General features: G+C 65.4%; 19 protein-coding genes. 11 read left to right on the top strand and 8 right to left on the bottom strand.

From position 1 onward, the window contains the following. Positions 1–4: 4 nt before the first annotated feature. Positions 5–1,027 carry an LLM class flavin-dependent oxidoreductase gene (locus RAD16_RS36265; RefSeq protein WP_458162664.1) on the bottom strand — a complete coding sequence of 341 codons (1,023 nt, stop codon included), beginning with the start codon at positions 1,025–1,027 and terminating at the stop codon, positions 5–7. A gap of 9 nt (positions 1,028–1,036) precedes the next feature. Next, positions 1,037–2,173, bottom strand: coding sequence for an AraC family transcriptional regulator ligand-binding domain-containing protein (locus RAD16_RS36260; RefSeq protein ID WP_458162663.1), 1,137 nt, complete (start codon positions 2,171–2,173; stop codon positions 1,037–1,039). A 159-nt stretch (positions 2,174–2,332) separates the two neighbouring features. Between RAD16_RS36260 and RAD16_RS36255 the strand changes: the two genes are divergently transcribed. Continuing rightward, a complete protein-coding gene (locus RAD16_RS36255; RefSeq protein WP_458162662.1) occupies positions 2,333–2,671 on the top strand; it encodes a hypothetical protein in 339 nt (112 codons plus the stop codon). 40 nt (positions 2,672–2,711) lie between these two features. Beyond that, positions 2,712–2,990 (top strand): DUF1488 family protein, encoded by a 279-nt coding sequence (locus RAD16_RS36250; protein WP_458162661.1) that lies wholly within the window; start codon positions 2,712–2,714, stop codon positions 2,988–2,990. 41 nt (positions 2,991–3,031) lie between these two features. Here RAD16_RS36250 and RAD16_RS36245 read toward each other — a convergent pair whose 3' ends face one another. After that, positions 3,032–3,679 (bottom strand): class I SAM-dependent methyltransferase, encoded by a 648-nt coding sequence (locus tag RAD16_RS36245; RefSeq protein ID WP_458162690.1) that lies wholly within the window; start codon positions 3,677–3,679, stop codon positions 3,032–3,034. 62 nt (positions 3,680–3,741) lie between these two features. Next, entirely contained in the window at positions 3,742–4,200 is a 459-nt protein-coding gene (locus RAD16_RS36240; RefSeq protein WP_458162660.1) for an Rrf2 family transcriptional regulator, read from the bottom strand. A 476-nt stretch (positions 4,201–4,676) separates the two neighbouring features. Between RAD16_RS36240 and RAD16_RS36235 the strand changes: the two genes are divergently transcribed. Continuing rightward, the gene (locus tag RAD16_RS36235) at positions 4,677–4,970 is read left to right on the top strand and encodes a DUF718 domain-containing protein (RefSeq protein ID WP_458162659.1); all 294 of its coding nucleotides are present in this window, start codon (positions 4,677–4,679) and stop codon (positions 4,968–4,970) included. A gap of 15 nt (positions 4,971–4,985) precedes the next feature. Here the strand turns inward: RAD16_RS36235 and RAD16_RS36230 are convergent, their stop codons facing one another. Together RAD16_RS36230 and RAD16_RS36225 are read right to left on the bottom strand one after the other, a co-directional pair. Continuing rightward, positions 4,986–7,007 carry a YgiQ family radical SAM protein gene (locus RAD16_RS36230; protein ID WP_458162658.1) on the bottom strand — a complete coding sequence of 674 codons (2,022 nt, stop codon included), beginning with the start codon at positions 7,005–7,007 and terminating at the stop codon, positions 4,986–4,988. Positions 7,008–7,090: 83 nt separating this feature from the next. Continuing rightward, positions 7,091–7,957, bottom strand: coding sequence for a 3-keto-5-aminohexanoate cleavage protein (locus tag RAD16_RS36225; protein ID WP_458162657.1), 867 nt, complete (start codon positions 7,955–7,957; stop codon positions 7,091–7,093). A gap of 406 nt (positions 7,958–8,363) precedes the next feature. Here RAD16_RS36225 and RAD16_RS36220 point away from each other — a divergent pair, with 406 nt between their 5' ends. Next, positions 8,364–8,528: a hypothetical protein gene (locus RAD16_RS36220; protein ID WP_458162656.1), complete on the top strand. Its 165-nt coding sequence runs from the start codon at positions 8,364–8,366 to the stop codon at positions 8,526–8,528. Between the two features lie 3 nt (positions 8,529–8,531). On the opposite strand, the gene RAD16_RS36215 is transcribed toward RAD16_RS36220, so the two are convergent. Both RAD16_RS36215 and RAD16_RS36210 read right to left on the bottom strand, forming a co-directional pair. Continuing rightward, on the bottom strand, positions 8,532–9,212 hold the full coding sequence (locus RAD16_RS36215; protein ID WP_458162655.1) for a GntR family transcriptional regulator: 681 nt from the start codon (positions 9,210–9,212) through the stop codon (positions 8,532–8,534). A gap of 12 nt (positions 9,213–9,224) precedes the next feature. Continuing rightward, positions 9,225–10,637, bottom strand: a complete 1,413-nt coding sequence (locus RAD16_RS36210) for an FAD-binding oxidoreductase (protein WP_458162654.1) — start codon at positions 10,635–10,637, stop codon at positions 9,225–9,227. A gap of 178 nt (positions 10,638–10,815) precedes the next feature. Between RAD16_RS36210 and RAD16_RS36205 the strand changes: the two genes are divergently transcribed. The 7 genes from RAD16_RS36205 to RAD16_RS36175 all read left to right on the top strand — a co-directional run bounded on the left by RAD16_RS36205 (position 10,816) and on the right by RAD16_RS36175 (position 20,452). After that, positions 10,816–11,700, top strand: coding sequence for a dihydrodipicolinate synthase family protein (locus RAD16_RS36205; protein WP_458162653.1), 885 nt, complete (start codon positions 10,816–10,818; stop codon positions 11,698–11,700). 202 nt (positions 11,701–11,902) lie between these two features. After that, a complete protein-coding gene (locus RAD16_RS36200) occupies positions 11,903–14,251 on the top strand; it encodes a TonB-dependent siderophore receptor (RefSeq protein WP_458162652.1) in 2,349 nt (782 codons plus the stop codon). A gap of 2 nt (positions 14,252–14,253) precedes the next feature. Then, positions 14,254–15,282 carry an extracellular solute-binding protein gene (locus RAD16_RS36195; RefSeq protein WP_458162651.1) on the top strand — a complete coding sequence of 343 codons (1,029 nt, stop codon included), beginning with the start codon at positions 14,254–14,256 and terminating at the stop codon, positions 15,280–15,282. Then, the gene (locus RAD16_RS36190; protein ID WP_458162650.1) at positions 15,275–16,468 is read left to right on the top strand and encodes a PepSY-associated TM helix domain-containing protein; all 1,194 of its coding nucleotides are present in this window, start codon (positions 15,275–15,277) and stop codon (positions 16,466–16,468) included. Before RAD16_RS36195 ends, RAD16_RS36190 begins: the two co-directional genes overlap by 8 nt. An 85-nt stretch (positions 16,469–16,553) precedes the next feature. Next, a complete protein-coding gene (locus RAD16_RS36185; protein WP_458162649.1) occupies positions 16,554–17,786 on the top strand; it encodes a rhodanese-like domain-containing protein in 1,233 nt (410 codons plus the stop codon). A 298-nt stretch (positions 17,787–18,084) separates the two neighbouring features. Beyond that, complete coding sequence (gene serA, locus RAD16_RS36180) at positions 18,085–19,329, top strand: phosphoglycerate dehydrogenase (protein ID WP_458162648.1); 1,245 nt, start codon at positions 18,085–18,087, stop codon at positions 19,327–19,329. Between the two features lie 103 nt (positions 19,330–19,432). After that, positions 19,433–20,452 (top strand): patatin-like phospholipase family protein, encoded by a 1,020-nt coding sequence (locus tag RAD16_RS36175; RefSeq protein WP_458162647.1) that lies wholly within the window; start codon positions 19,433–19,435, stop codon positions 20,450–20,452.

The raw sequence follows: 20,452 nt of genomic DNA, 5'->3' as shown, positions 1-20,452 counted from the left end.
CGCCTTACCGCCACCCCAGCGCCGGCGCGACGTGCTTCAAGATCGCCTCGATCGCATGCGCGCAGTAGTCGACACCGAGCTGGTTCGGGATCGTCAGCAGCAGCGTGTCCGCTTCTGCAATCGCCTCGTCCTGTCGCAATTGTTCGATCAGCGCGTCCGGCTCGGCGGCATAGCTCCGGCCGAAGATCGCGCGGGTGCGCGGGTCGATGAAGCCGATCTGGTCTTCGCCGCCGCGCTCGCCGCCGAAATAGGCGCGGTCGCGATCGTCCATCAGCGCAAAGATGCTGCGGCTGACTGAGACGCGGGGCTCGCGGCTGTGGCCGGCGTCTTTCCACGCGGCACGATAGGCGCGGATTTGCGCGGCCTGCTGCACGTGAAAGGCTTCGCCGGTCTCGTCGTTCTTGAGCGTCGAGCTCTGCAAATTCATGCCGTGTTTCGCGGCCCACACTGCGGTGGCGTTCGAGCCGGCACCCCACCAGATCCGTTCGCGCAATCCTGCGGCGTGCGGCTCGAGGCGCAACAGTCCCGGCGGGTTCGGAAACATCGGCTGCGGATTGGGTTCGGCAAAACCTTCGCCGCGGAGCAGGTCGAGAAACACCTCGGCATGGCGCCGGCCCATGTCGGCGTCGCTCTGGCCCTCGGCCGGCCGATAGCCAAAATAGCGCCAGCCGTCGATGACCTGCTCGGGCGAGCCGCGGCTGATGCCGAGCTGCAGCCGGCCGCCGGCGATGAGATCGGCAGAGCCCGCGTCCTCCACCATGTAGAGCGGGTTCTCGTAGCGCATGTCGATCACGGCCGTGCCGATCTCGATCTTGCTTGTCCTGGCGCCGACCGCGGCAAGCAGCGGGAAGGGCGAGGCGAGCTGCCGCGCGAAATGATGCACGCGGAAATAGGCGCCGTCGGCCCCTAGCTGCTCCGCCGCGACGGCGAGCTCTATCGATTGCAGCAGCGTGTCGCCGGCCGAGCGGGTCTGCGATTGCGGCGAGGGTGTCCAATGTCCGAAGGACAAGAATCCGATTTTCTTCATGGGGGCAATCTAGGGATGGTCGCGCCGATTTGCGATGGGCATCTCGGAGGAAACCTGGTCACGAGCGGCGCCGTCGCCTGCGTCGTTGGCCCGTTCGGGGCTGTCCAGGGCACGCCATTGCCTTGGTGTCATTCCGGTCCAGCGCTTGAAGGCATGGGTGAATGCGCTGACTTCTCCGTAGCCCAGCAGCCAGGCGGTTTGCGAAATCGGCAGTTCGTCGTTCTTCAGATAGCTCTTGGCGAGGTCGATCTTCATCTCGTCGAGGACGCCGCTGAAGGTCAATCCCTCCAGGGCGAGACGCCGCACCAGTGTGCGATGGCTCATCCCCAGGCGGCGGGCGATCTCTTCGACCCGTGCCTCGCGATGCGGCAGCAGAGGCGCGATCGCATGTTCGACGCTCGACCTGAGCGAGGTCGCGCGGGACTTGCGGTGCGCCAGCGTCTCTTCGCAATAGGTGACCAGCAGATCGTTCAGATAGTGGTCGGCGCTCTCGATCGGGGTGAGGCCCGCTGATTGAGGGAAGATGATCTCGTCGACGTCGCGACCGAACTCGATCTCGCACCCCATGAACGACTTCACGCCCGCAGGCGTCGTGCGGCGGCGATGGGCGACCCGGACCTGGCTCGGGACCAGCCGGCGATTGGTCAGGACGCGGTTGATTCGAATGATGGTGGTCAGCCAGAACTCGATCTGGTGCCGGTCCGACCGCCGGTCTACGCCGACATATCTCAGCGCAATTTTCATCTCCTTCGCGGCAAATTGCAGCGAAACCCCTTCATTGGCGAGGTGGCAATAGCGCTCGGCCTTGGACAAGGCTTCGGCGACCGTGCGGGAGGATGCCGCGACATAGTAGAGCAGGCCGATTTCACGCAGGTCGAAGTCACGTGCCAGATGAAATCCGAGCGTGTCGTCCTGCAGCGTCTCGGCACCAAGCTCCAGAAATCGGATCTGGCTTTCAGCGCCAATGCGCGCCTTGCGATCTTCGATCTGCGCGCGCGTCAATCCGACCCTGGACAGCAGACTGTCTGCCTGAATGCCGGCCTCCAGCAGGCGGGCCCAGACGAGGCGTGCGATTGCCCCGGTGGCACTGGGCAGCGATTGGAACTGAGGCGAACGGGCAGCAGGCACAGCGAACCCTTTCGACATTCTGTTGTTGTCGGGGGCGCGATCGCGGCACGCAAAATCAAGTTATTGGCTCAAGATAACAAGAAACTCGGTGTCGTGTGACTTAAATCGCTCGTCTGCCCTCAGACTGGTCTTGCGTTCTCGGGGCAGCCCCTTTCCCCGAAAGCTACGATGGCCTTGATGTCCAGCAGTGACGGCGCCGCGCCGCCCATCAACGTGAAGATATTGCGAGGGTACGGAAAGTTGCTCGGACTTCCCGATATCGCTCATGGTTCGCGGATGGTTGCGCTCGAACGTGTCGGGGATTGCGAGATCAGCATGTTCGAAGCGCTGGGAGCGGGCTTACCCGGGAGCCCGTTGTTCTGGATGGAGCTGTTCGACCTTCGCGTTCATGCATCACGCGACAGTCGAGGCTGCCATAACATGAGCGATGCGGTCGCAACCTTCGAGGATTTTGCGTCGCGGGCGAGTCGCCTGGCCGAGGTGCCGCTGTGTGCGGTCGGCGACATGGAGCACTGAAATTGCCAATTTCAGTGCGCGTTCCAAATCGGGACAGGCCATGCTGCTGACCCGCGGCCAGCCAGTAGCGTACGACACCAAGCGCATGGCATTTCTCTTTACGATGATGCACGGCGCAAAAGTCGTCGATTGCGAGATCAGCAGCAGTGCGCTGGATGATCTCGACGGTACGAAGGGCACGCTGCCCGGCGAAAGGGAGGCCCAATTCATGCGCCTGCGCGAAACGGTCGAGCGCCTTGCGTTGGTCGCGTTCGAACGGCAGGGTAAGCGCAAGGTCGAGCCGGTGCGCATCTTCTCCAAACATGTCAAGGTGCTGTGACGACAGACGGAATGCCGCAGCGCATTTGAAGGCGCGAGGCTTCAGGCGTAAGCGACCCAGCCGCGGAAGGTGAAGCCGGTGTAGAACAGGGATGCGCCCGAGAAGCCGGCCTGCCGCAAAATCATTTCATCCTGCTCCGGCGCCAGAATGCTCAATTGTCCGTCGACCGCTTTTCGGGCGGCCGCCGCTTTGTCGGGCTCGATGCCGGATGCAGCCAGGTACGCGGAATAGCGCGAAAGCCAGATCGGACGCTCATCGTCGCCGCCGGGGATGCTGAAATGGGCCGCCACGAACGGCGCGCCCGGCTTGAGCCGGCGGTGGATTTCCGAGGCGATGCGGCGCCGCTCCGCGATATCGACGAAGTGCAGAGTCAACAGGCACGTCGCGCCGTCAAACGGTCCCTCCGGCGCATCGTCGATATAGCCCTGACGGAGATGCGCGCGCGAGGCGAGCGCGCCGAGCGTTTGCTTGGCGAGAGCCAGCATCGCCGCCGACGGGTCCACGCCGTCAAAACTCCAGCGCGGCTGCGCTTGCGCAAAGGCCCTCAACTCAAGGCCGCCGCCGGCGCCGAGGACGAGGATTCGTGCATCCTCACGCGCATGCTCGGCCAGCAGGATCGCCGCCATCGACAGCATGGAATTGTAGCCGGGTACGAACCGCGGCGGTCCTTCGGTGTATGTCGCCACCATTTTCGGATCGGCGAACGCGCTCTGAATGTCGGTCACGATGTTGTCCTGTTGAATGGCGCCGGTCACGCGTGATGCGCGCTGATGCCTTGATGCTTTCGGGATCCGAGGCGCTTGCGCAGATCGTCGGCCAGCCGCGCCAGCGTCACCTCGCCGAGGCGCGCCAGCAGCAACGCCTCTGCATCGCCAAATGCCTGGTCGAGCGCGGCATTGACGGCCTGCTCGACGAGACAGCCGGGCGCCTCGGTCCGGTTGCCCATGGCCAGCAACGCGGGACTGCCGAGCGCGGTGTAGACGTCGCGCAGCGTCACCTTCGAAAGATCGCAAGCGAGCGTCCAGCCGCCGCCGTGTCCCTTCTCCGAGCGGACATAGCCGAGGTCCCGTAGCCCCGCCATGATGCGGCGGATCACCACCGGATTGGTGTCCATGGCCTTCGCCAGGGTCTCGGATGTGAAGGGGCCCGGCTGCTGCGCCATGTGGAGGAGCACATGGAGCACGCCGGACAAGCGGCTGTCGCGTTTCATGTAACTATATATGTTGCATGATGGCGGAGAGGTCAACCGCTTTCGGCAGGCCGTCGCCGCGCTGGCCTCGATACAGGCTAGGTGTGGGATGAGACCGGAGTACAGGCGCGCAATCACCTGCGCGCGGGACGCGGCGTGAAGCTTCAGGATATCGATGCGGAGTAGCTGTACGGCCCGCGTTAGCGCACGCAGTCGATGGTGACATCATGCTCCCGTTTTGCCCGACGGGTCAACATTCGCCGCACCGTGCCTAAGTCATTGATCCCGCTCATGCCGTCTACTGTGCATGGGGTTGTTTTCGACATTTTTGTTTTGGCTGGCTTGCGTCGCGCCAGTGCGCCGTTTCGCCATGATGATTTGTCACGGTGACGTCGCTGCACCCGAGGGCAACAATCGGCCGAGGCGGCCGTAGGGACGTTTCGTCCTGGACCTCGAACGGCGCCCGCTTTCATCAGCCGATTTTTGGGAGGCGCATCATGCAAGTCTATAACGTGGTGAAGTTCAGGGTGAAGCGGGGCAAGGAGGCCGCCTTCCTCGATGCGCACCGCGACGGCAAGGCGAAATGGCCGGGACTCGAGCGCGGAGTCATCATCCAGACCGGTGAGCAAACCTTCTGCCTGATCGGCACGTGGTCCAGTCAGGACGCGCTGATCGCGGCACGATCGGCGATGATCAAGACCCTCAACAGTTTCAGGTCCGTGCTCGAGGACCAGGGCAACGGGCGCGGTGTCACAGACGCCGTGTCGGGAGACGTGGTGCTCGATCTTTAGCGGGCGGGTCGCCCGCTACTTCATGATGCGCACGCCCTTGGTCGTGAACTTCTGCGTCTTGCCGCCGGGGCGGACGGGGCGCCTGGTGCCGGCGGCCTTGCCGGTGCCGGGCGGCTGGTGCGCGGGCACGAGCTGGTGCGGCTGCGAGCCGATCAGGTCGCGGCGGCCCATCTCGATCAAGGCCTCGCGCAGCACCGGCCAATTGTCGGGGTCGTGGTAACGCAAAAACGCCTTGTGCAGGCGGCGCTGGCGCAGGCCCTTGATCGCATCGACCTTGTCGCTGCCGCCGTGGCGCACGCCGCGCAGCGGATTGACGCCGGTGTGGTACATCGCCGTGGCCGTCGCCATCGGCGAGGGCAGGAAGGTCTGCACCTGGTCGGCTCGGTAGCGGTTCTTCTTGAGCCAGAGCGCGAGGTTCATCATGTCCTCGTCGGTCGTGCCCGGATGCGCCGCAATGAAGTACGGGATCAGATAGTACTTCTTGCCGGCCTGCTCGGCGGCGGCATCGAACATCCGCTTGAAGCGGTTATAGGCGCCGATGCCCGGCTTCATCATCTTGTCGAGCGGGCCGCGCTCGGTATGTTCAGGCGCGATCTTCAGGTAACCGCCGACGTGATGGGTGACGAGCTCCTTGATGTATTCGGGGCTCTCGACCGCGAGGTCGTAGCGCACGCCCGAGGCGACCATCACCTTCTTGATGCCCTTGGTCTCGCGCACCTTGCGATAGAGCCGGATCAGATCGTCATGCGAGGTGTTGAGGTTGGGGCAGATCTCGGGGAACACGCAGGACGGCCGCCGGCACGCCGCCTCGACCTTCGGGTCCTTGCACGCCATCCGGTACATGTTGGCGGTGGGGCCGCCGATGTCGGAGATGACGCCGGTGAAGCCCGGCGTCTTATCGCGGATCTTTTCGATCTCGCGCAGAATAGAACCCTCCGAGCGGTTCTGGATGATGCGGCCCTCGTGCTCGGTGATCGAGCAGAAGGTGCAGCCGCCGAAGCAGCCGCGCATGATCGTCACCGAGAACTTGATCATGTCCCACGCCGGGATCTTCGCATCGCCATAGGACGGATGCGGCGCGCGCGCGTAGGGCAGGTCGTAGACCGCGTCCATCTCGTCGCTGGTCAGCGGGATCGGCGGCGGGTTGAGCCAGAGGTCGCGGTCGCCGTGACGCTGCACCAGCGGCCGCGCATTGCCGGGATTGCTCTCACGGTGCAGCACGCGTGACGCGCGGGCATAGGCTTCCTTGTCCTGCTCCACCTGCTCCAGCGCCGGCAGCCGGATCACGGTCGCGCCCTTCTGGCGCGTTGCGCCCTCGTCGGCGGAATCGAGATCGTCGGCGTGCAGCTCGGAATAATCTTCGGGCACGCGGCGGAACAGTGCGACGCCCCTGATATCGTTGAGCTCGCGCGGCGCTTCACCTGTGGCAAGCCGCTGCGCGACTTCGACGACGGCGCGCTCGGCATTGCCGTAGAGCAAGAGGTCCGCCTTCGCGTCGGCCAGCACCGAGCGGCGCACCTTGTCGGACCAGTAATCATAATGCGCGATCCGGCGCAGCGAGGCCTCGATGCCGCCGAGTATGATCGGCACATCCTTGAACGCCTCGCGGCAGCGCTGGGCGTAGACCACGGTGCAGCGGTCGGGCCGCTTGCCGCCTTCGCCGCCGGCCGTATAGGCGTCGTCATGGCGGAGGCGCCGGTCCGCGGTGTAGCGGTTCACCATGGAGTCCATGTTGCCGCCGGTGACGCCGAAGAACACTTTTGGCTTGCCCAGCACCTTGAACGGCTCGGCCGACTGCCAGTCCGGCTGCGCGATGATGCCGACCCGAAAGCCTTGCGCCTCCAGCAGCCGGCCGATGATGGCCATGCCGAAGCTGGGATGGTCGACATAGGCATCGCCGGTCACCAGCACGATGTCGCAGGCATCCCAGCCGAGCGCGTCCATCTCGGCGCGGCTCATGGGAAGGAACGGCGCCGGCTTGCGCGGGCATGCCTGGGCCATCAGGGGCTTTTCGGCGGCGATGATCTGGGTGTCCATGGGGCCAAGGGATAAGACCCCGGCCCCGCGAATTCAACCGACGGACGCGTGAAAGATTGAGGTTCCGTAGTCGTTCGGTCGGGTTAACCTTTCGCCAGCGCCTGCCGCACCTCGGCCGTCGTCGCCGGCTCGCCGCCATGCTCGCGGACCCTCCGCACCGCGTCCTCGACCAGGCCAAGATTGGTCACTGTGGAGCCCAGCAGCGCGTCCTCCAGCCCGACGCGGATATGGCCGCCGCGGGCCACGGCCTCGCCGATCAGCGGCGTGATGTCGACGCCGAGGCCGGAGACCATCCAGGGCGCACCCGCCGCTTCCTCCTCCGCCAGCGTGACAAGCGCGGCGAGGCCATACGGCTTCGGCGGGAAGCAGAAGGCGAATTGCTCCGAGAACATGAAGCGGTAGACCGGCGACTTCACGCCGCTCGCGCGGGCCAGTGCGGCACCTGCGCGGATGAAGCCGGGTTCGTAGATCGCGAAGGCGGGGTGGATGCCGTGGCGCTTGGCGACATCAAGCCCGTGCCGGATATGGGTCTCCGGATTGAGATAGGTCTCCGCCGGCTTCGCCTGCGCATTGGTCGCGGTCAGCGTGAAATTGACACTGCCGGGATCGACCACCGCGAATTCGAGCAGGCCGCGTTCGGCAAGCCGTTCGATATGGGCAAAGCGCGCCTTGGGATCGGCAACATTGCCGAGCGCATCGAGGCCGGGGATGGAGGGATAGACGGGCACATCGACCTTGGCGCGGATGCCTTCGATGATGCGGGCATAGATTTGCCAGTCGAACGTCTGCGGCCCGCCGCCGTCATAGGCATGGGTGTGAATGATCGCCGCGCCCGCTTCCGCGCAGGCGATGCCCTCGGCGACGATCGCCTCGATCGTGTCGGGGATGCCGGGCTGAAGCGCGCGGCTCCACGGTCCGTTCAACGCCGCTTCGATCCAGACCTTGTGCATGGTGCGCCTCCCTCATCCGCCCGAACTGACGATGCTTGTTTTGCAGGACCGTATCACGCCCGCCTCGCGAGGCCAGCGCGCTCGGCTATGTGATTCCATCCACATACCGGCCGGCTGCGTCTTCAGCGATCCCTCGTCCGCCTTCTCACTGCGGCCGGCATCGGATCTGCGGGCGCTCCGCGAGCAAGGACATTTGTGATGCAGATCATGATGCGGCTTCTGGTGCTGGAGTTTCGCCACAAATAGTTGCATCGGCTCGGGTTCATTTGCAGGAACCATCCGCCCCCGTGGACATTCTGACCTAGGCACCCGCGCGAGCCACGCTCCCGCGCGCCTCGGCAACTCCGGCGCCAGTGTCCGCAACCGGTTTTTGCCCCGATGCTCGCTTCGGGGCGATGGGGGTCTTGTGAGTACGGTCATAGAGAACTTGCTGGCTCGGAAGCAGAAGCTCGTCGAGGAACTCGAGAAGGCGCACGCCGTCGAGGATCGCGACAGGATCGAGCACCAACTCGAACAGATCAACACCGCGCTGGACTTCCTGGACCGGCCGGAATCGAAGGACGGGCGGTAACGGTCAATCCGCCTTCAGCGCGTCCACTTTCAAGGCCTTGGCATAGACCACAGCCGAATTGGTGATGTGCGTGGTCATGCTCGCTTCGAACGCCGCAAACTCGCCGCGCGCGAACAGGTCGAGCAGCTTGCGGTGCTCGTCGAAGGAGGAGCGCGTCCGCACGTCGATCGGCGAGGTCAGATTGGTGCGCAGCGCGGCGACGCGGCCCGCGACGAGCTGGTAGGACTCGGCGAGATAGCGGTTGCCGCAATGGGCAAACAGCGCCTCGTGGAAGGCGGCGTCGGCGCGGCCATAGGCGATGTTGTCCCTGGCCTCGACCGCAGGCTCCATTGCCGCGATCGACTCGCTCATCGATGCGAGCGCGCCGGCGCGATCATGGCGAAAGGCAAGCTCGGCCGCCTTGGGTTCAAGCGCGATGCGGAAGGTGCAGAGCGCGGTGATGTCGTCCGCGCTCGGGGTGAAGACAAAGCTGCCGACCTGCGGCCGGATCACCACGAGCCCCTGCGCCTGCAACTGGCCCATCGCCTCGCGCACCGGCGTGCGGCTGACGCCGAAGGAGTTCGCCACCATCTCCTCGGAGATCGCGGCGCCGAGCGAGAACTCGCCCTCGATGATGGCCTGCCGCAGCCTCTGCATCACGCGCTGCGACAGCGATTTCGGCGTATCGAGCTTGAGCGATCTCATGCGCTCTCCCGTTCAGATCACCTTGCCGGGATTGAGCAGATGATCGGGATCGAGCGCAGCCTTCAGGGTACGCATCAGCGCGATCTCGGGCTCGCTCCTGGCATGCCCCAGCCACTTCTTCTTCAAGGTGCCGATGCCGTGCTCGGCGGAGACGCTGCCGCCCATCTCGCGCACGAGACCGTAGATGATCGCGTCCATCTCTTCCTTCGGCTGCTGCTCGACGGTGAGGCCGGTGACCCAGGACACCAGATGCAGATTGCCGTCGCCGATATGGCCGTAATAGACGCTCTCGCAGCCCTTGATGCCGTCAGCGAGCGCGGCCTTGCAGCGCGTGGCGAACTCGTCCATCCGCGCCACCGCAAGGCCGATGTCGTAGGAGATGTGCGGCCCCAGCACCTGGCCGAACTCGGCGCAGATGTCGCGCACACGCCAGAACGCCTGCGTCTGGCCCAGCGATTGCGCCACCGCGGCATCGGCCAGCAGTCCGCGCTCCATCAGCTCTTCGAGCCAGGCCTGGAAGCGCGGTGCATCGATGCTCTCGTCGGTGCCTTGCGCCTCGACCAGCACGTAAAGGCCGAGACCCGCAGCGACCGGCGGCTTCACGCCGGCGCGCGTCGTGATCACGTCCCAATAGTCCGGCCACATCACCTCGAAGGCCGACAGCAAAGGTCCGAGTCCGCTGCGCGCGGCATCGAGCAGCGCGATCACCGCGGCATAGTCCTTCAGCGCGCAGAGCGCGGCCATGGTCGAGCGCGGCTTCGGGAACAGCTTCAGCACGACGCGGGTGATGATGCCGAGCGTACCTTCCGAGCCGATGAAGAGATGCTTCAGATCATAGCCCGCATTGTTCTTCATCAGCTTGTTGAGATTGGTGATGATGGTGCCGTCGGGCAGCACCACTTCGAGGCCGAGCACCAGCTCGCGCGTCATGCCGTAGCGGATCACGCGGTTGCCGCCGGCATTGGTGGAGAGGTTGCCGCCAATCGCGCAGGAGCCGCGCGAGCCGAGATCGAGCGGAAAGAAGAAGCCGGCTTCGTCCGCAGCCTTCTGGATCGTCTCCAGCGGTGTGCCCGCCTTCACCGTCATCGTCATCGACGCGCGATCGATCTCCTCGATGCCGGTCATGCGCTCCAGCGAGATCGCGACCCAGCCCGTTTCAGGCGAGGCGCCGCGGCACAGCCCGGTCAAGCCACCCTGCGGCACGAACGGCAGGCGCGCCTGCCGGCAGGTCAGGATCGCATCGGCAACGCCCTGCGCATCGAGCGGGCGGATCACCGCGCGCGGCGTCTGCGGCAGGCTCGCGCTCCAGTCGTTGCAATTGCGCGCCGGCACATCCGCGCCGGTCAGCACCGCGGCTGCGCCGAGCTTGTCGCGCAACGCGCCGAGCAATTGGTCGGGACGCTCGATGGGGGTCACCATGTTCATGCGAGACCTCCTCTAAATTCGGCTGCGCCTCATGCGTGCAGCGACGGTGGAAAGGGTTTGCGTCGGTCTTGTATGTAAGGTACAACATGAAAAGTAAAGCAAAAACAAGGCTCGGAAGGCCGCCAAGATCGTTGGAGATCAGGGGCTTGGTTCCGAGGTTGCAGCAAAGGGTGGTGAGATGACGGAGGCGATTCGCGGGTTCTGGGTGGCGTCGGCAACGCCGCTGTTGGCGGACGGCGGTGTGGACTCCGCCAAGCTCGCAGCTCACGCCAAAAAACTCTTCGGCAAGGGCGTCGACGGTGTCGTGCTGTTCGGCACCACCGGCGAGGGCACCTCGTTCAATGTCGCCGAGCGCGTCGCGACCATCGAAGCCGTGCTCAAGGCTGGCATCGCGCCGGAGCGCATCGGCATCGGCGGCGGCTTTCCCGCCATCAGCGACAGCATCGCGCTGACGCGCGCCGTGCTCGGCCTTGGCCTCCGCCACGTGTTGTATCTGCCGCCCTATTTCGATCGCGGCGTCTCGCCCGAGGGCATTGAGGATGCGTTCGCTGCGATCTTCGACGGTGTCGGCGACGATCGCCTGCGCGCCTATCTCTATCACATCCCGCAGGTCTCCGGCGTCGCGATCCCGACCAGCGTCGCCGCGAATTTGCGCAAGCGTTACGGCAAGGTGGTTGCCGGCCTGAAGGACTCCAGCGGCGACTTCAAGCAGTTCCAGGCATTCCGTGCCGCCGCGCCCGAGCTCGCCATCACCGTCGGCAACGAGACCGATATCACTCGCGTGATTGCCGGCGGCGGCGCCGGCACCATCTGCGGCATGGCCAATGTCGTGCCTGAGCTGGTCAAGGGCATGGTCGACGGCAAGGATGTCGAAGCGCGCATGAAGGCCGCGGTCGACATCGTGCTGAAGACACCGTCATTCACCGCGACGCTGAAGGCGATCCTCGCGGCACAGACCGGGGATGCGGCATGGCTGCGCGTTCGTCCGCCGCTCCGCGCCTGGTCTGATGGCGCGGCGTTCAAGCAAAAGCTCGACGAGCTGACCGCTCCCGCCGCCGTGTGAGATCGCACAAATCCGTGACACGTTGCCGCGAATTCGCGCCCAGCGTGTCACGATTGTTGCGAGATCAATCCTTGATTGACGTTCGGCGCGCTTCTGCGCTTAGAACGATTCAACACTAGAGCTATTCAAGCCCGGCTGCGGTTCTCTTCGCTCGCAGCGACTGTTACAGGCCGACACTTCAACGTTCTTGACTTGAAGTGGAATGAAAGTGCGTGCCTTCGTGGATGGCCAGCGCGTCAGCGGCCATCGTCTTCGTGCCGGCAAGAGCCGTGCAGGTCTTCTCATCGGCGCAGCCGTGCTGTTCGCCGAAACTCCCGCCAACACGACGAGCGCACAGGCGCAATCGGCGCTGCCGCCGGTGACGGTGGAAGCACCGGCGCAGCGGCCGAAACCGGCGGCCCGTGCCGCGGAACAGTCTCCGCGTCGCAAGCAAACTGCCGCACGTCAGCGCAGCCGCAATGCGACGGCCGCCCCTGTGGAGCCGACGCTCTCGGAGCGCGCCGCCGCGGCGGCTGCCGCGCAAGAGGCCGCAAAGCTCGGTTACCGTGCGATGCCGAGCGCGACGACGCTGCGCAGCGGCGCCTCGCCGCTCGATACCTCGCAGACCGTCAACGTCGTGCCAGCGCAAGTGCTGAAGGACCAATTGCCGCGCAACATCGACGATGCGCTGGTCAACATCAGCGGGATCACGCAGACCAACACGCTGGCCGGCACCCAGGACGCGGTGATCCGCCGCGGCTTCGGCGACAACCGCGACGGCTCGATCATGCGCAACGGCATGCCGCTGGTGCAGGGCCGCAGCCTGAACGCCGCGGTCGACAGCGTCGAGGTGTTGAAGGGACCGGCTTCGCTGCTCTACGGCATCATGGATCCCGGCGGCATCGTCAACACCATCAGCAAGCGCCCCGAGCTCTATCAGCACGGTTCGGTCACGCTGCTCGGTTCGACCTACGCGAACAACCGGAGCGGCGCCGACGGCACGCTCGACATCACCGGTCCGATCGGTGACGGCGGCCTTGCTTATCGCTTCATCGGCTACGGCGTCAGCGAGGATTACTGGCGCAATTTTGGCCGCCACCGGGAAATGCTGGTGAACCCGTCGCTCGCCTGGTACGGCGAGACCACGACGGTCCAGCTGACCTATGAGCACCGCGAGTTCATCTTTCCGTTCGACCGCGGCACGGCCTTCGTCAACGGCGCGCCGCTGGCGATCCCGAAGACGCGCCGGCTCGACGAGCCCTTCAACAACATGTGGGGTAACTCGGACCTGATACAGGCCTCCGTCGAGCAGAAGCTCGACGACAATTGGAAGGTCACGGCGGCCTACAGCTACAACACCGAGACCTACAGCGCCAATCAGCTTCGCATCACCGGCGTCAACGCCAAGACCGGCGTCGAGACCCGCAGCAATGACGGTACCCAGAACTCGCTGAGCAACGCCAGCTACGGCACCTCCTATCTCCAGGGTGACGTCTGGGTGGGCGGCTTCCGCAACGAGATCCTGTTCGGGGGCGAGGCGCTGTATCGCACCATCGATCGTCGCGACCTGATCCGCCAGGCGACCCCGAGCTTCAATTTCTACAATCCGGTCTACGGGCTGGTCACACCGGGCACGACCATTTCTGCAGTCGACAGCGAGCAGACCGACCTGCTCGGCACCCGCGGCTTCTTCGCCCAGGACACGTTCCATGTGACCAACTGGCTGTCCGTGGTCGGCGGCGTGCGCTGGATGGAATATGAGCAACTCGCCGGAAAGGGCCGGCCCAAATTCATCACCAACACGAATCTCGCGGGCGACAAGGTGCTGCCGCTCGGCGGCGTCATCTTCAAGCTGAACGATCAGCTCTCCTATTACGTGAGCTATACGCAGTCGCTGAAGCCGACCTCGACGATTGCGCAGTTCGCGGGGACGACCATAGGCTTTGTGGTCACCGGAAATCTCCCGCCCGAGGAAGGTACGCAGTGGGAAACCGGCTTCAAGTTCGACGTCAACAAGCGGCTGTCGGGCACCTTGGCGTTCTACGACATCCAGAAGAAGAATGTGCTGGTCAGGGACGATCTCGGCAACGGCACGGTTTCGGCGCGAACGTCCGGCGCGGCCCGGTCGCGCGGAGTCGAGTTGGACGTGACCGGTAAGCTGACTGACGATTGGAGCATGATCGGAAGTTACGGCTATACCGATGCGCGCTTGATCAACGATCCCGATGTCGGGAACGCCAAGCTGTTCAACGCCGCGATGAACACGGCCTCGCTCTATCTCGTCTACGATTTCGGCGAGCGGCTGCCCGGACGTCTGCGGCTCGGCGGCGGCGCGCACTATGTCGGTGACCGGCCGGCCGATTCCGCCAACTCGTTCTTCCTGCCAGCCTATACCGTCGCAGACGTCTTTGCGACCTACGACACGAAGATCGACAAGCTGCCGGTGACCTATCAGTTCAACGTCAAGAACCTGTTCGACAAGCTCTACTATACGTCCACTACCGGGAGCGCTTTAGCCGTCGCCATCGGCGATGCCCGCCGCTTCTCGCTGTCGGCAACGGTGAACTTCTAGCGATGGCGGCGCGGCACAAAGCCATCGGGGTCCTGATCGCGCTGGCGGCTGCCTGCCTTGCCGCCACGGGTGCGAGCCGCGCCGAGGAGATCATACTCTATTCGACCAGGGAAGCGGCCCTGGTCGCGCCTGTCGTTGCCGCTTTCACGGAAGCCAGCGGCATCAAGGTGAACGTGGTCTTCGTCGAGGATCGGCTCGTCAAGCGCCTTGCGTCGGAAGGCGCAGCGTCGCCCGCGGACGTGTTGTTGACGATCGGACTGGACAAGACGACCGAGCTCTCGGCCCTTGGGCTCACACAGGCTGTTTCGTCCGCGCGCATCGAGCAGGCTGTCCCGGCAAATCTCCGCGGCAGCGACGCGCAATGGCTTGCGCTCGCGATCCGCCCGCGCGTCGTCTTTGCCCGCAAGGACAGCGCGCTTGCGCAAATCGACTACGAAGACCTCGCGGATCCCCAATGGCGCGGCAAACTCTGCATGCGCGCGCCGCTTCACCAGAACAATGTCGCGCTGGTCGCGGCCTATCTCGTCCATCACGGCGAAGCCGCGACGCAAGGCTGGCTCGCCGGCCTGAAGGCCAATCTCGCCCACAAGCCCGATGGCAAGGACAACGACGTCGTCCGCGAGATCGCGCAAGGCATGTGCGAGATCGGCATCGGCAACACCGTGGCCCTGGCGCAATTGCGCGACGGACGGGAGGGGGCCGATTGGCGCAACTGGGCGGCGGACGTCAAGGCGGTGCCGACGGCATTCAGGGGCGGCGGCACGCACGTCAATCTCACCGGCGCGGCCATCGCGAAACACGCGCCCCATCCCGCCGACGCACGAAAATTCCTCGAATTCCTCGTGACCCCGGCGGCGCAACGGATCTTTGCCGCCGCCGAGCTGGAATATCCCGTGGTCGCCACGGCTGAACGCGCGCCCGTGGTTGCCGAGATGGGCTCATTCAATGCCGATGCGCTGCCGGTCGACGAGATCTCCGCAGCCCAGAAAGCCGCGATCGCGCTCATCAAGAAGGCGGGATTCGATGAGTAGGGTCGGGCACACCATCAAGGCCGTCCTGCACCAGGTCCATTCCATCGCCGGCCTGGTGCTTGCGTTGCTGCTCGCGCTGATCGCGCTGACCGGCTCGATCATGAGCTTTGAGGACGAGATCGGTGACTATCTGAACAACGGCATCATGCAGGTCGCGCCGCGCCAGACGCCGGCGCTGATGCCCGACGAGCTGGTCGCGCGGTTGCAGGCGATGCCTGATATCGGCAAGGTCGCATCCCTGACGCGGTCGAGCGATCCGTCGGCGGCGGTGCGTGTCCGCTTCGGCCGCGACGAGCAGGGCGCCCGGCGCGGCTCGCTCTATGTCGATCCCTATGATGCCCGCGTGTTGGGCGTGCCGCGCGGCGAAGAGTTTTTCGTCACCGTCCGCCAACTGCATCGCTGGCTGCTCATTCCCGGCGAGGCCAAGGGCTGGGGTCGCCCGATCACCGGCATTGCCGCGATCGGCCTGATCGTCATGCTGATCACGGGCCTGGTGTTGCGCTGGCCGCGCCGCGCCAGCAGCGTGAAGATGTGGCTGAAGCCCAATATTGGCCTCAGCGGCCGCGGCTTGCATCGCTCGCTGCACGCGGTGATCGGCACCTGGGTGCTCCCGGTCTATCTGGTGATGACGCTGACCGGGCTGTGGTACTCGTTCGACTGGTACAAGGACGGTGTCGTCTGGCTGCTGTCGCGCCCCGAGATCGCTGCCGCAAAGATGCAGCCGAAGATGGCTGCGAAGGCGCCGCGCGCGGCCGGTCGTGACCAGCCGGCCCAGCCGATCGGATTCGATCGCGCCTGGACGACGATCCAGCGCGAGGAGGCCGGCCGTTTCTCCAGGGTGCTGCTGGCGCTGCCCAGCGGGCCGGGAACGGTGATCCGGATCCGGTCGTGGCCGAAGGACTCGACGCTCGATACGACGCGCGACGAATTCCGCATCGATGCCATCACGGGGCAAGTGATCTCGGCCGAACGCTATGCCGACAAGACGTTCAGCGAGAAGATCATCGCCAACGTGCTGGACATCCACCGTGGCGCATTCCTGGGCTGGCCCGGCAAGCTCGCCTTCATGATCGCCGCCGCGCTGATGCCGCTGTTCTCGGTCACCGGCATTTTGCTCTATCTGTCGCGCCGCAAGCTGCGGCGCCCGGCGCAGCCACCGCTCGGGCGGCTGGTTCCGGGCGAGTGAGCGTGCGCGAAGGCTAGCCAACGCGCCCCTAATCGTTCAAAAGCCTTGGCCTGTCCTCGCTAGGGTTCTTGCTAGGGTTCTTGCCATGAAGCTCTCGACCGTCTCTCCCGCCGATATCCGTCGCGCGCTGCTGTTGCGCGAGGAGGTCGCGCTGCTCGATCTCAGGCACGAGGCCGCCTTCGCCACCGGCCATCCCCTGTTCGCCGCCAACATGGCTGCGGACCGGATCGAGATCGAAGCCGCGGTGAGGCTGCCGCGCAAGGACGTGGCGATCGTGCTCTATGATGACGGCGAGGGGCTCGTCGCGACCGGCGCCGAACGGCTGGCCGGGCTCGGCTACACCAACGTCCGTGCGCTCGATGGCGGGCTGATGGCCTGGCGCGATGCGGGTTATCAGATGTTCGAGGACGTCAATTCCTACTCCAAGGCCTTTGGCGAACTGGTCGAGGCGCGCCGCCACACGCCGTCGTTCAGCGCCGACGAGGTCGCGAAGCTGATTGCCGACAAGGCCAACATCGCCATTCTCGACGTCCGCCGCTTCGATGAATATTCGACCATGAACATTCCGGGCTCGGTCAGCGTACCCGGCGCGGAACTGGTGCTGCGGGCAGGTCAGGCCGCGCCCGATCCCGAGACCACCATCATCGTCAATTGCGCCGGCCGCACCCGCTCGATCATCGGCACCCAGTCGCTGATCAATGCCGGCGTGCCCAACAAGGTGCGGGCGCTGCGCAACGGCACGATCGGCTGGACGCTGGCGCGGCACACGCTCAACCACGGTGCGGAGAAGCGCGGCGGGATCGGATCGTTCGCGGGCGGCCCGGCCAATGCCCGTGACGTCGCCTATCGCGCCGGCGTTCGCCACATCGGCGCGAGCGAGATGTCGGCGCTGCGTGCGGAAACCCATCGCACGCTCTATCGTTTCGACGTGCGCGATGCCGAGGAACATGCGGCCGGCCATCTCCCCGGCTTTCGCCATTATCCGGGCGGCCAGCTCGTCCAGGAAACCGACATGGCCGCGCCGGTGCGCGGCGCGCGGATCGTCCTCACCGACGACAAGGGCGTCCGTGCCGACATGACGGCGTCCTGGCTCGCGCAGATGGGCTGGGAGGTCTACGTGCTCGAAGGCGGCTATGACGGCGCGCTCGAGATCGCCCCGCCGCTCGTGCTGCCGAAGCTGGACCCGGCGCACCGCTACCGCCGTCCCTACGAGGGCACCGAAGTCGCCGAGCGCGCGATGCAGGCCTATCTCGACTGGGAGTATGGTCTCGTCGAGCAGCTCCGCCTGGACGGCACGCACGGATTCTATGTGATTTGACGGACGACCGAGTAGCACCGTCACCCTGAGGTGGCCGCCTCTTGGCGGCCCTCGAAGGGCGACGGCCCGGCTGCATCGGGGCCGTTCATCCTTCGAGGCTCCCGGCGCGATGCTTGGCATCGCGCCACTCGCACCTCAGGATGACGGACGGTCATTGTGAGCGCGGGAAGGACGGAGCTGGTGGGATACCAAGCCCACCCTCCCGCCCCGCCATCTTCCTCCCATATCCAAGGCCTATTGTGCTGCCCACCGTACGCGGTCTAAGAGCTGCGGCAAAGCCGTCATCTATGGAGATTCTATGTCAGCCCCAGGCCAAAGCCCTGAGCGGAGCGCGAAGGCGCTGCTGCTGGAAGGCGTCAATGACAGCGCCGTGGACCTGTTCCGGAGCGCGGGCTTCACCAATGTCGAGCGGCTGACCAAGGCGCTGGATGGCGAAGACCTTCGCCGGGCGCTCAAGGGCGTGTCGCTGCTCGGCATCCGCTCGCGCACCCAGATCACCGACAAGGTGCTCGCGGCGGCCGACGGGCTGCTTGCGGTCGGCTGCTTCAGCGTCGGCACCAACCAGGTCGATCTGCTGGCCGCGCGCAAGCGCGGTATTCCCGTGTTCAACGCGCCGTTCTCCAACACCCGCAGCGTTGCCGAGCTCGTGATCGGCGAGATCGTGATGCTGCTGCGCCAGATCTTTCCGCGTTCGGTGTCGGCGCATGGCGGCGGTTGGGACAAGTCGGCGGCCGGCAGCCGCGAGGTGCGCGGCCGCACCCTCGGCATCATCGGCTATGGCAATATCGGCTCGCAGCTCTCGACGCTGGCCGAGGCCATGGGCATGCGCGTGATCTATTACGATCGCACCGACAAGCTCCGCCACGGCAACACCGAGCCGGTCGAGAAGCTCGAAGAGCTGCTGGCGCAGAGCGACGTGGTCAGCCTGCACGTGCCGGAGACGCCGGAAACTGCCGGCATGATCGGCGAGAAGGAGCTGCGCGCGATGAAGCCCGGCTCGTTCCTGATCAACAACAGCCGCGGCACGGTCGTCGATCTCGATGCGCTCGCCGGCACGCTGCGCGACGGTCACATCGCCGGTGCCGCAATCGACGTGTTTCCGGTCGAGCCGTCCTCGAACGCGGAGCGTTTCAAGAGCCCGGTGCAGGGCCTCAACAACGTCATCCTGACCCCGCATGTCGGCGGCTCGACCGAGGAGGCGCAGGAGCGCATCGGCGGCGAGGTCGCGCGCAAGCTGGTCGATTATTTCATCACGGGCTCGACCATGGGCGCGGTGAATTTCCCGGAGGTGCAGCTGCATCTGCGCCCCGCCGGCGCGCGCTTCAGCCATGTCCATCGCAACGTGCCGGGCATGCTGCGGCGGCTGAACGAGGTGTTCCTCCAGCGCGACATCAACATCGCCGCGCAATATCTGGAGACCGCCGGCGACCTCGGCTACGTCGTGCTCGACGCCGATCTCGGCGGCCAGGATTCAGGCGTGCTGCTCGACCAGATCCGCAGTCTCGAAGGCACGGTCGGCGCAAGGCTGATCTTCGAGCACTAGCCCGTCGTCACGTTCCGGTTGCATTGTGCGGCTACGGCTCTCTAAACTGTCTTCGGCGAGGAACAAATCTCGTCGAATTTGAGCTTCAGTTGCGTGGGTGCCGATGGAACGGGACGCCGTACTGATCGATCTCGCACTTCAGGGCGGCGGCTCGCACGGCGCCTTCAGTTGGGGCGTGCTTGACCGGCTGCTCGAAGAAAAATGGCTTACCATCGCCGCGATCTCGGGAACGTCGGCCGGCGCCATGAATGCGGCCGTGCTGGCGGATGGCTGGACCGCCGGCGGCGCCGAGGGCGGGCGCGAGGCACTCGATCGATATTGGCGGCGCGTCTCCCGGGCCGCGGCCTTCAGCCCGCTGCAGCGCTCCCCGCTCGACCGGCTGATGGGACGCTGGACGCTCGATACCTCGCCCTTCTACGTCCTCACCGACCTGATGTCGCGGGTGCTATCGCCCTACGACCTCAATCCGACCGGCTACAATCCGCTGCGCGCGGTGCTGGCCGAGAGTATCGATTTCGAGCGCCTCGCGAGCTCGTCGATCAAGCTGTTCATCACCGCGACGAGCGTGCGGACCGGGCGCGGCCGCATCTTTCGCAACGCGGAGATCACCGCCGACGTCCTGCTTGCCTCGGCCTGCCTGCCGACCATGTTCCGGGCCATCGAGATCGATGGCGAGCTCTATTGGGATGGCGGCTTCGCCGGCAATCCGACGATCACGCCGCTGGTGCGCGAAAGCGGCGCCTACGACACCATCCTCGTTCAGATCAATCCGACTGAGCGGCCGGAGGAACCGCGCACGGCGGCGGAGATCCTCAACCGGCTCAACGAAATCTCCTTCAACTCGCCGCTGATGAAGGAGCTGCGGATGATCGCGCTGCTGCGTCAGGCCGCGGATCCCGGCAGCGGCGAGGGCGTACATTGGGCGAAGATGCGGACGCACCGGATCAAGAGCGACATGCTGGCGAAGTTCGGCGCTTCGTCAAAGCTCAATGCGGAGTGGGAGTTCGTCTCGATGCTCCGGGCCGAGGGCCGGCTGGCGGCCGAGGCCTTTCTCAACGAGCACGGCGCCGATATCGGCCAGCGCTCGACCGCCGATCTCGACGTCCTGCTGGCGGAGTGCTGA

The organism is Bradyrhizobium sp. 18BD, from assembly GCF_054185225.1.
The sequence above is the reverse complement of the archived record's forward strand: the minus strand, read 5'-3'. Positions and strand labels throughout refer to the sequence as shown.

Coding starts and splice junctions, on each gene's coding strand:
- RAD16_RS36175 (WP_458162647.1), top strand. CDS start 19,433: ATGGAACGGGACGCCGTACTGATCGATCTCGCACTTCAGGGCGGCGGC.
- RAD16_RS36255 (WP_458162662.1), top strand. CDS start 2,333: ATGTCCAGCAGTGACGGCGCCGCGCCGCCCATCAACGTGAAGATATTG.
- RAD16_RS36205 (WP_458162653.1), top strand. CDS start 10,816: ATGACGGAGGCGATTCGCGGGTTCTGGGTGGCGTCGGCAACGCCGCTG.
- RAD16_RS36245 (WP_458162690.1), bottom strand. CDS start 3,679: ATGGTGGCGACATACACCGAAGGACCGCCGCGGTTCGTACCCGGCTAC.
- RAD16_RS36200 (WP_458162652.1), top strand. CDS start 11,903: ATGAAAGTGCGTGCCTTCGTGGATGGCCAGCGCGTCAGCGGCCATCGT.
- RAD16_RS36260 (WP_458162663.1), bottom strand. CDS start 2,173: ATGTCGAAAGGGTTCGCTGTGCCTGCTGCCCGTTCGCCTCAGTTCCAA.
- RAD16_RS36185 (WP_458162649.1), top strand. CDS start 16,554: ATGAAGCTCTCGACCGTCTCTCCCGCCGATATCCGTCGCGCGCTGCTG.
- RAD16_RS36240 (WP_458162660.1), bottom strand. CDS start 4,200: ATGAAACGCGACAGCCGCTTGTCCGGCGTGCTCCATGTGCTCCTCCAC.
- RAD16_RS36265 (WP_458162664.1), bottom strand. CDS start 1,027: ATGAAGAAAATCGGATTCTTGTCCTTCGGACATTGGACACCCTCGCCG.
- RAD16_RS36250 (WP_458162661.1), top strand. CDS start 2,712: ATGCTGCTGACCCGCGGCCAGCCAGTAGCGTACGACACCAAGCGCATG.
- RAD16_RS36190 (WP_458162650.1), top strand. CDS start 15,275: ATGAGTAGGGTCGGGCACACCATCAAGGCCGTCCTGCACCAGGTCCAT.
- RAD16_RS36230 (WP_458162658.1), bottom strand. CDS start 7,007: ATGGACACCCAGATCATCGCCGCCGAAAAGCCCCTGATGGCCCAGGCA.
- RAD16_RS36215 (WP_458162655.1), bottom strand. CDS start 9,212: ATGAGATCGCTCAAGCTCGATACGCCGAAATCGCTGTCGCAGCGCGTG.
- serA (WP_458162648.1), top strand. CDS start 18,085: ATGTCAGCCCCAGGCCAAAGCCCTGAGCGGAGCGCGAAGGCGCTGCTG.
- RAD16_RS36195 (WP_458162651.1), top strand. CDS start 14,254: ATGGCGGCGCGGCACAAAGCCATCGGGGTCCTGATCGCGCTGGCGGCT.
- RAD16_RS36235 (WP_458162659.1), top strand. CDS start 4,677: ATGCAAGTCTATAACGTGGTGAAGTTCAGGGTGAAGCGGGGCAAGGAG.
- RAD16_RS36225 (WP_458162657.1), bottom strand. CDS start 7,957: ATGCACAAGGTCTGGATCGAAGCGGCGTTGAACGGACCGTGGAGCCGC.
- RAD16_RS36210 (WP_458162654.1), bottom strand. CDS start 10,637: ATGAACATGGTGACCCCCATCGAGCGTCCCGACCAATTGCTCGGCGCG.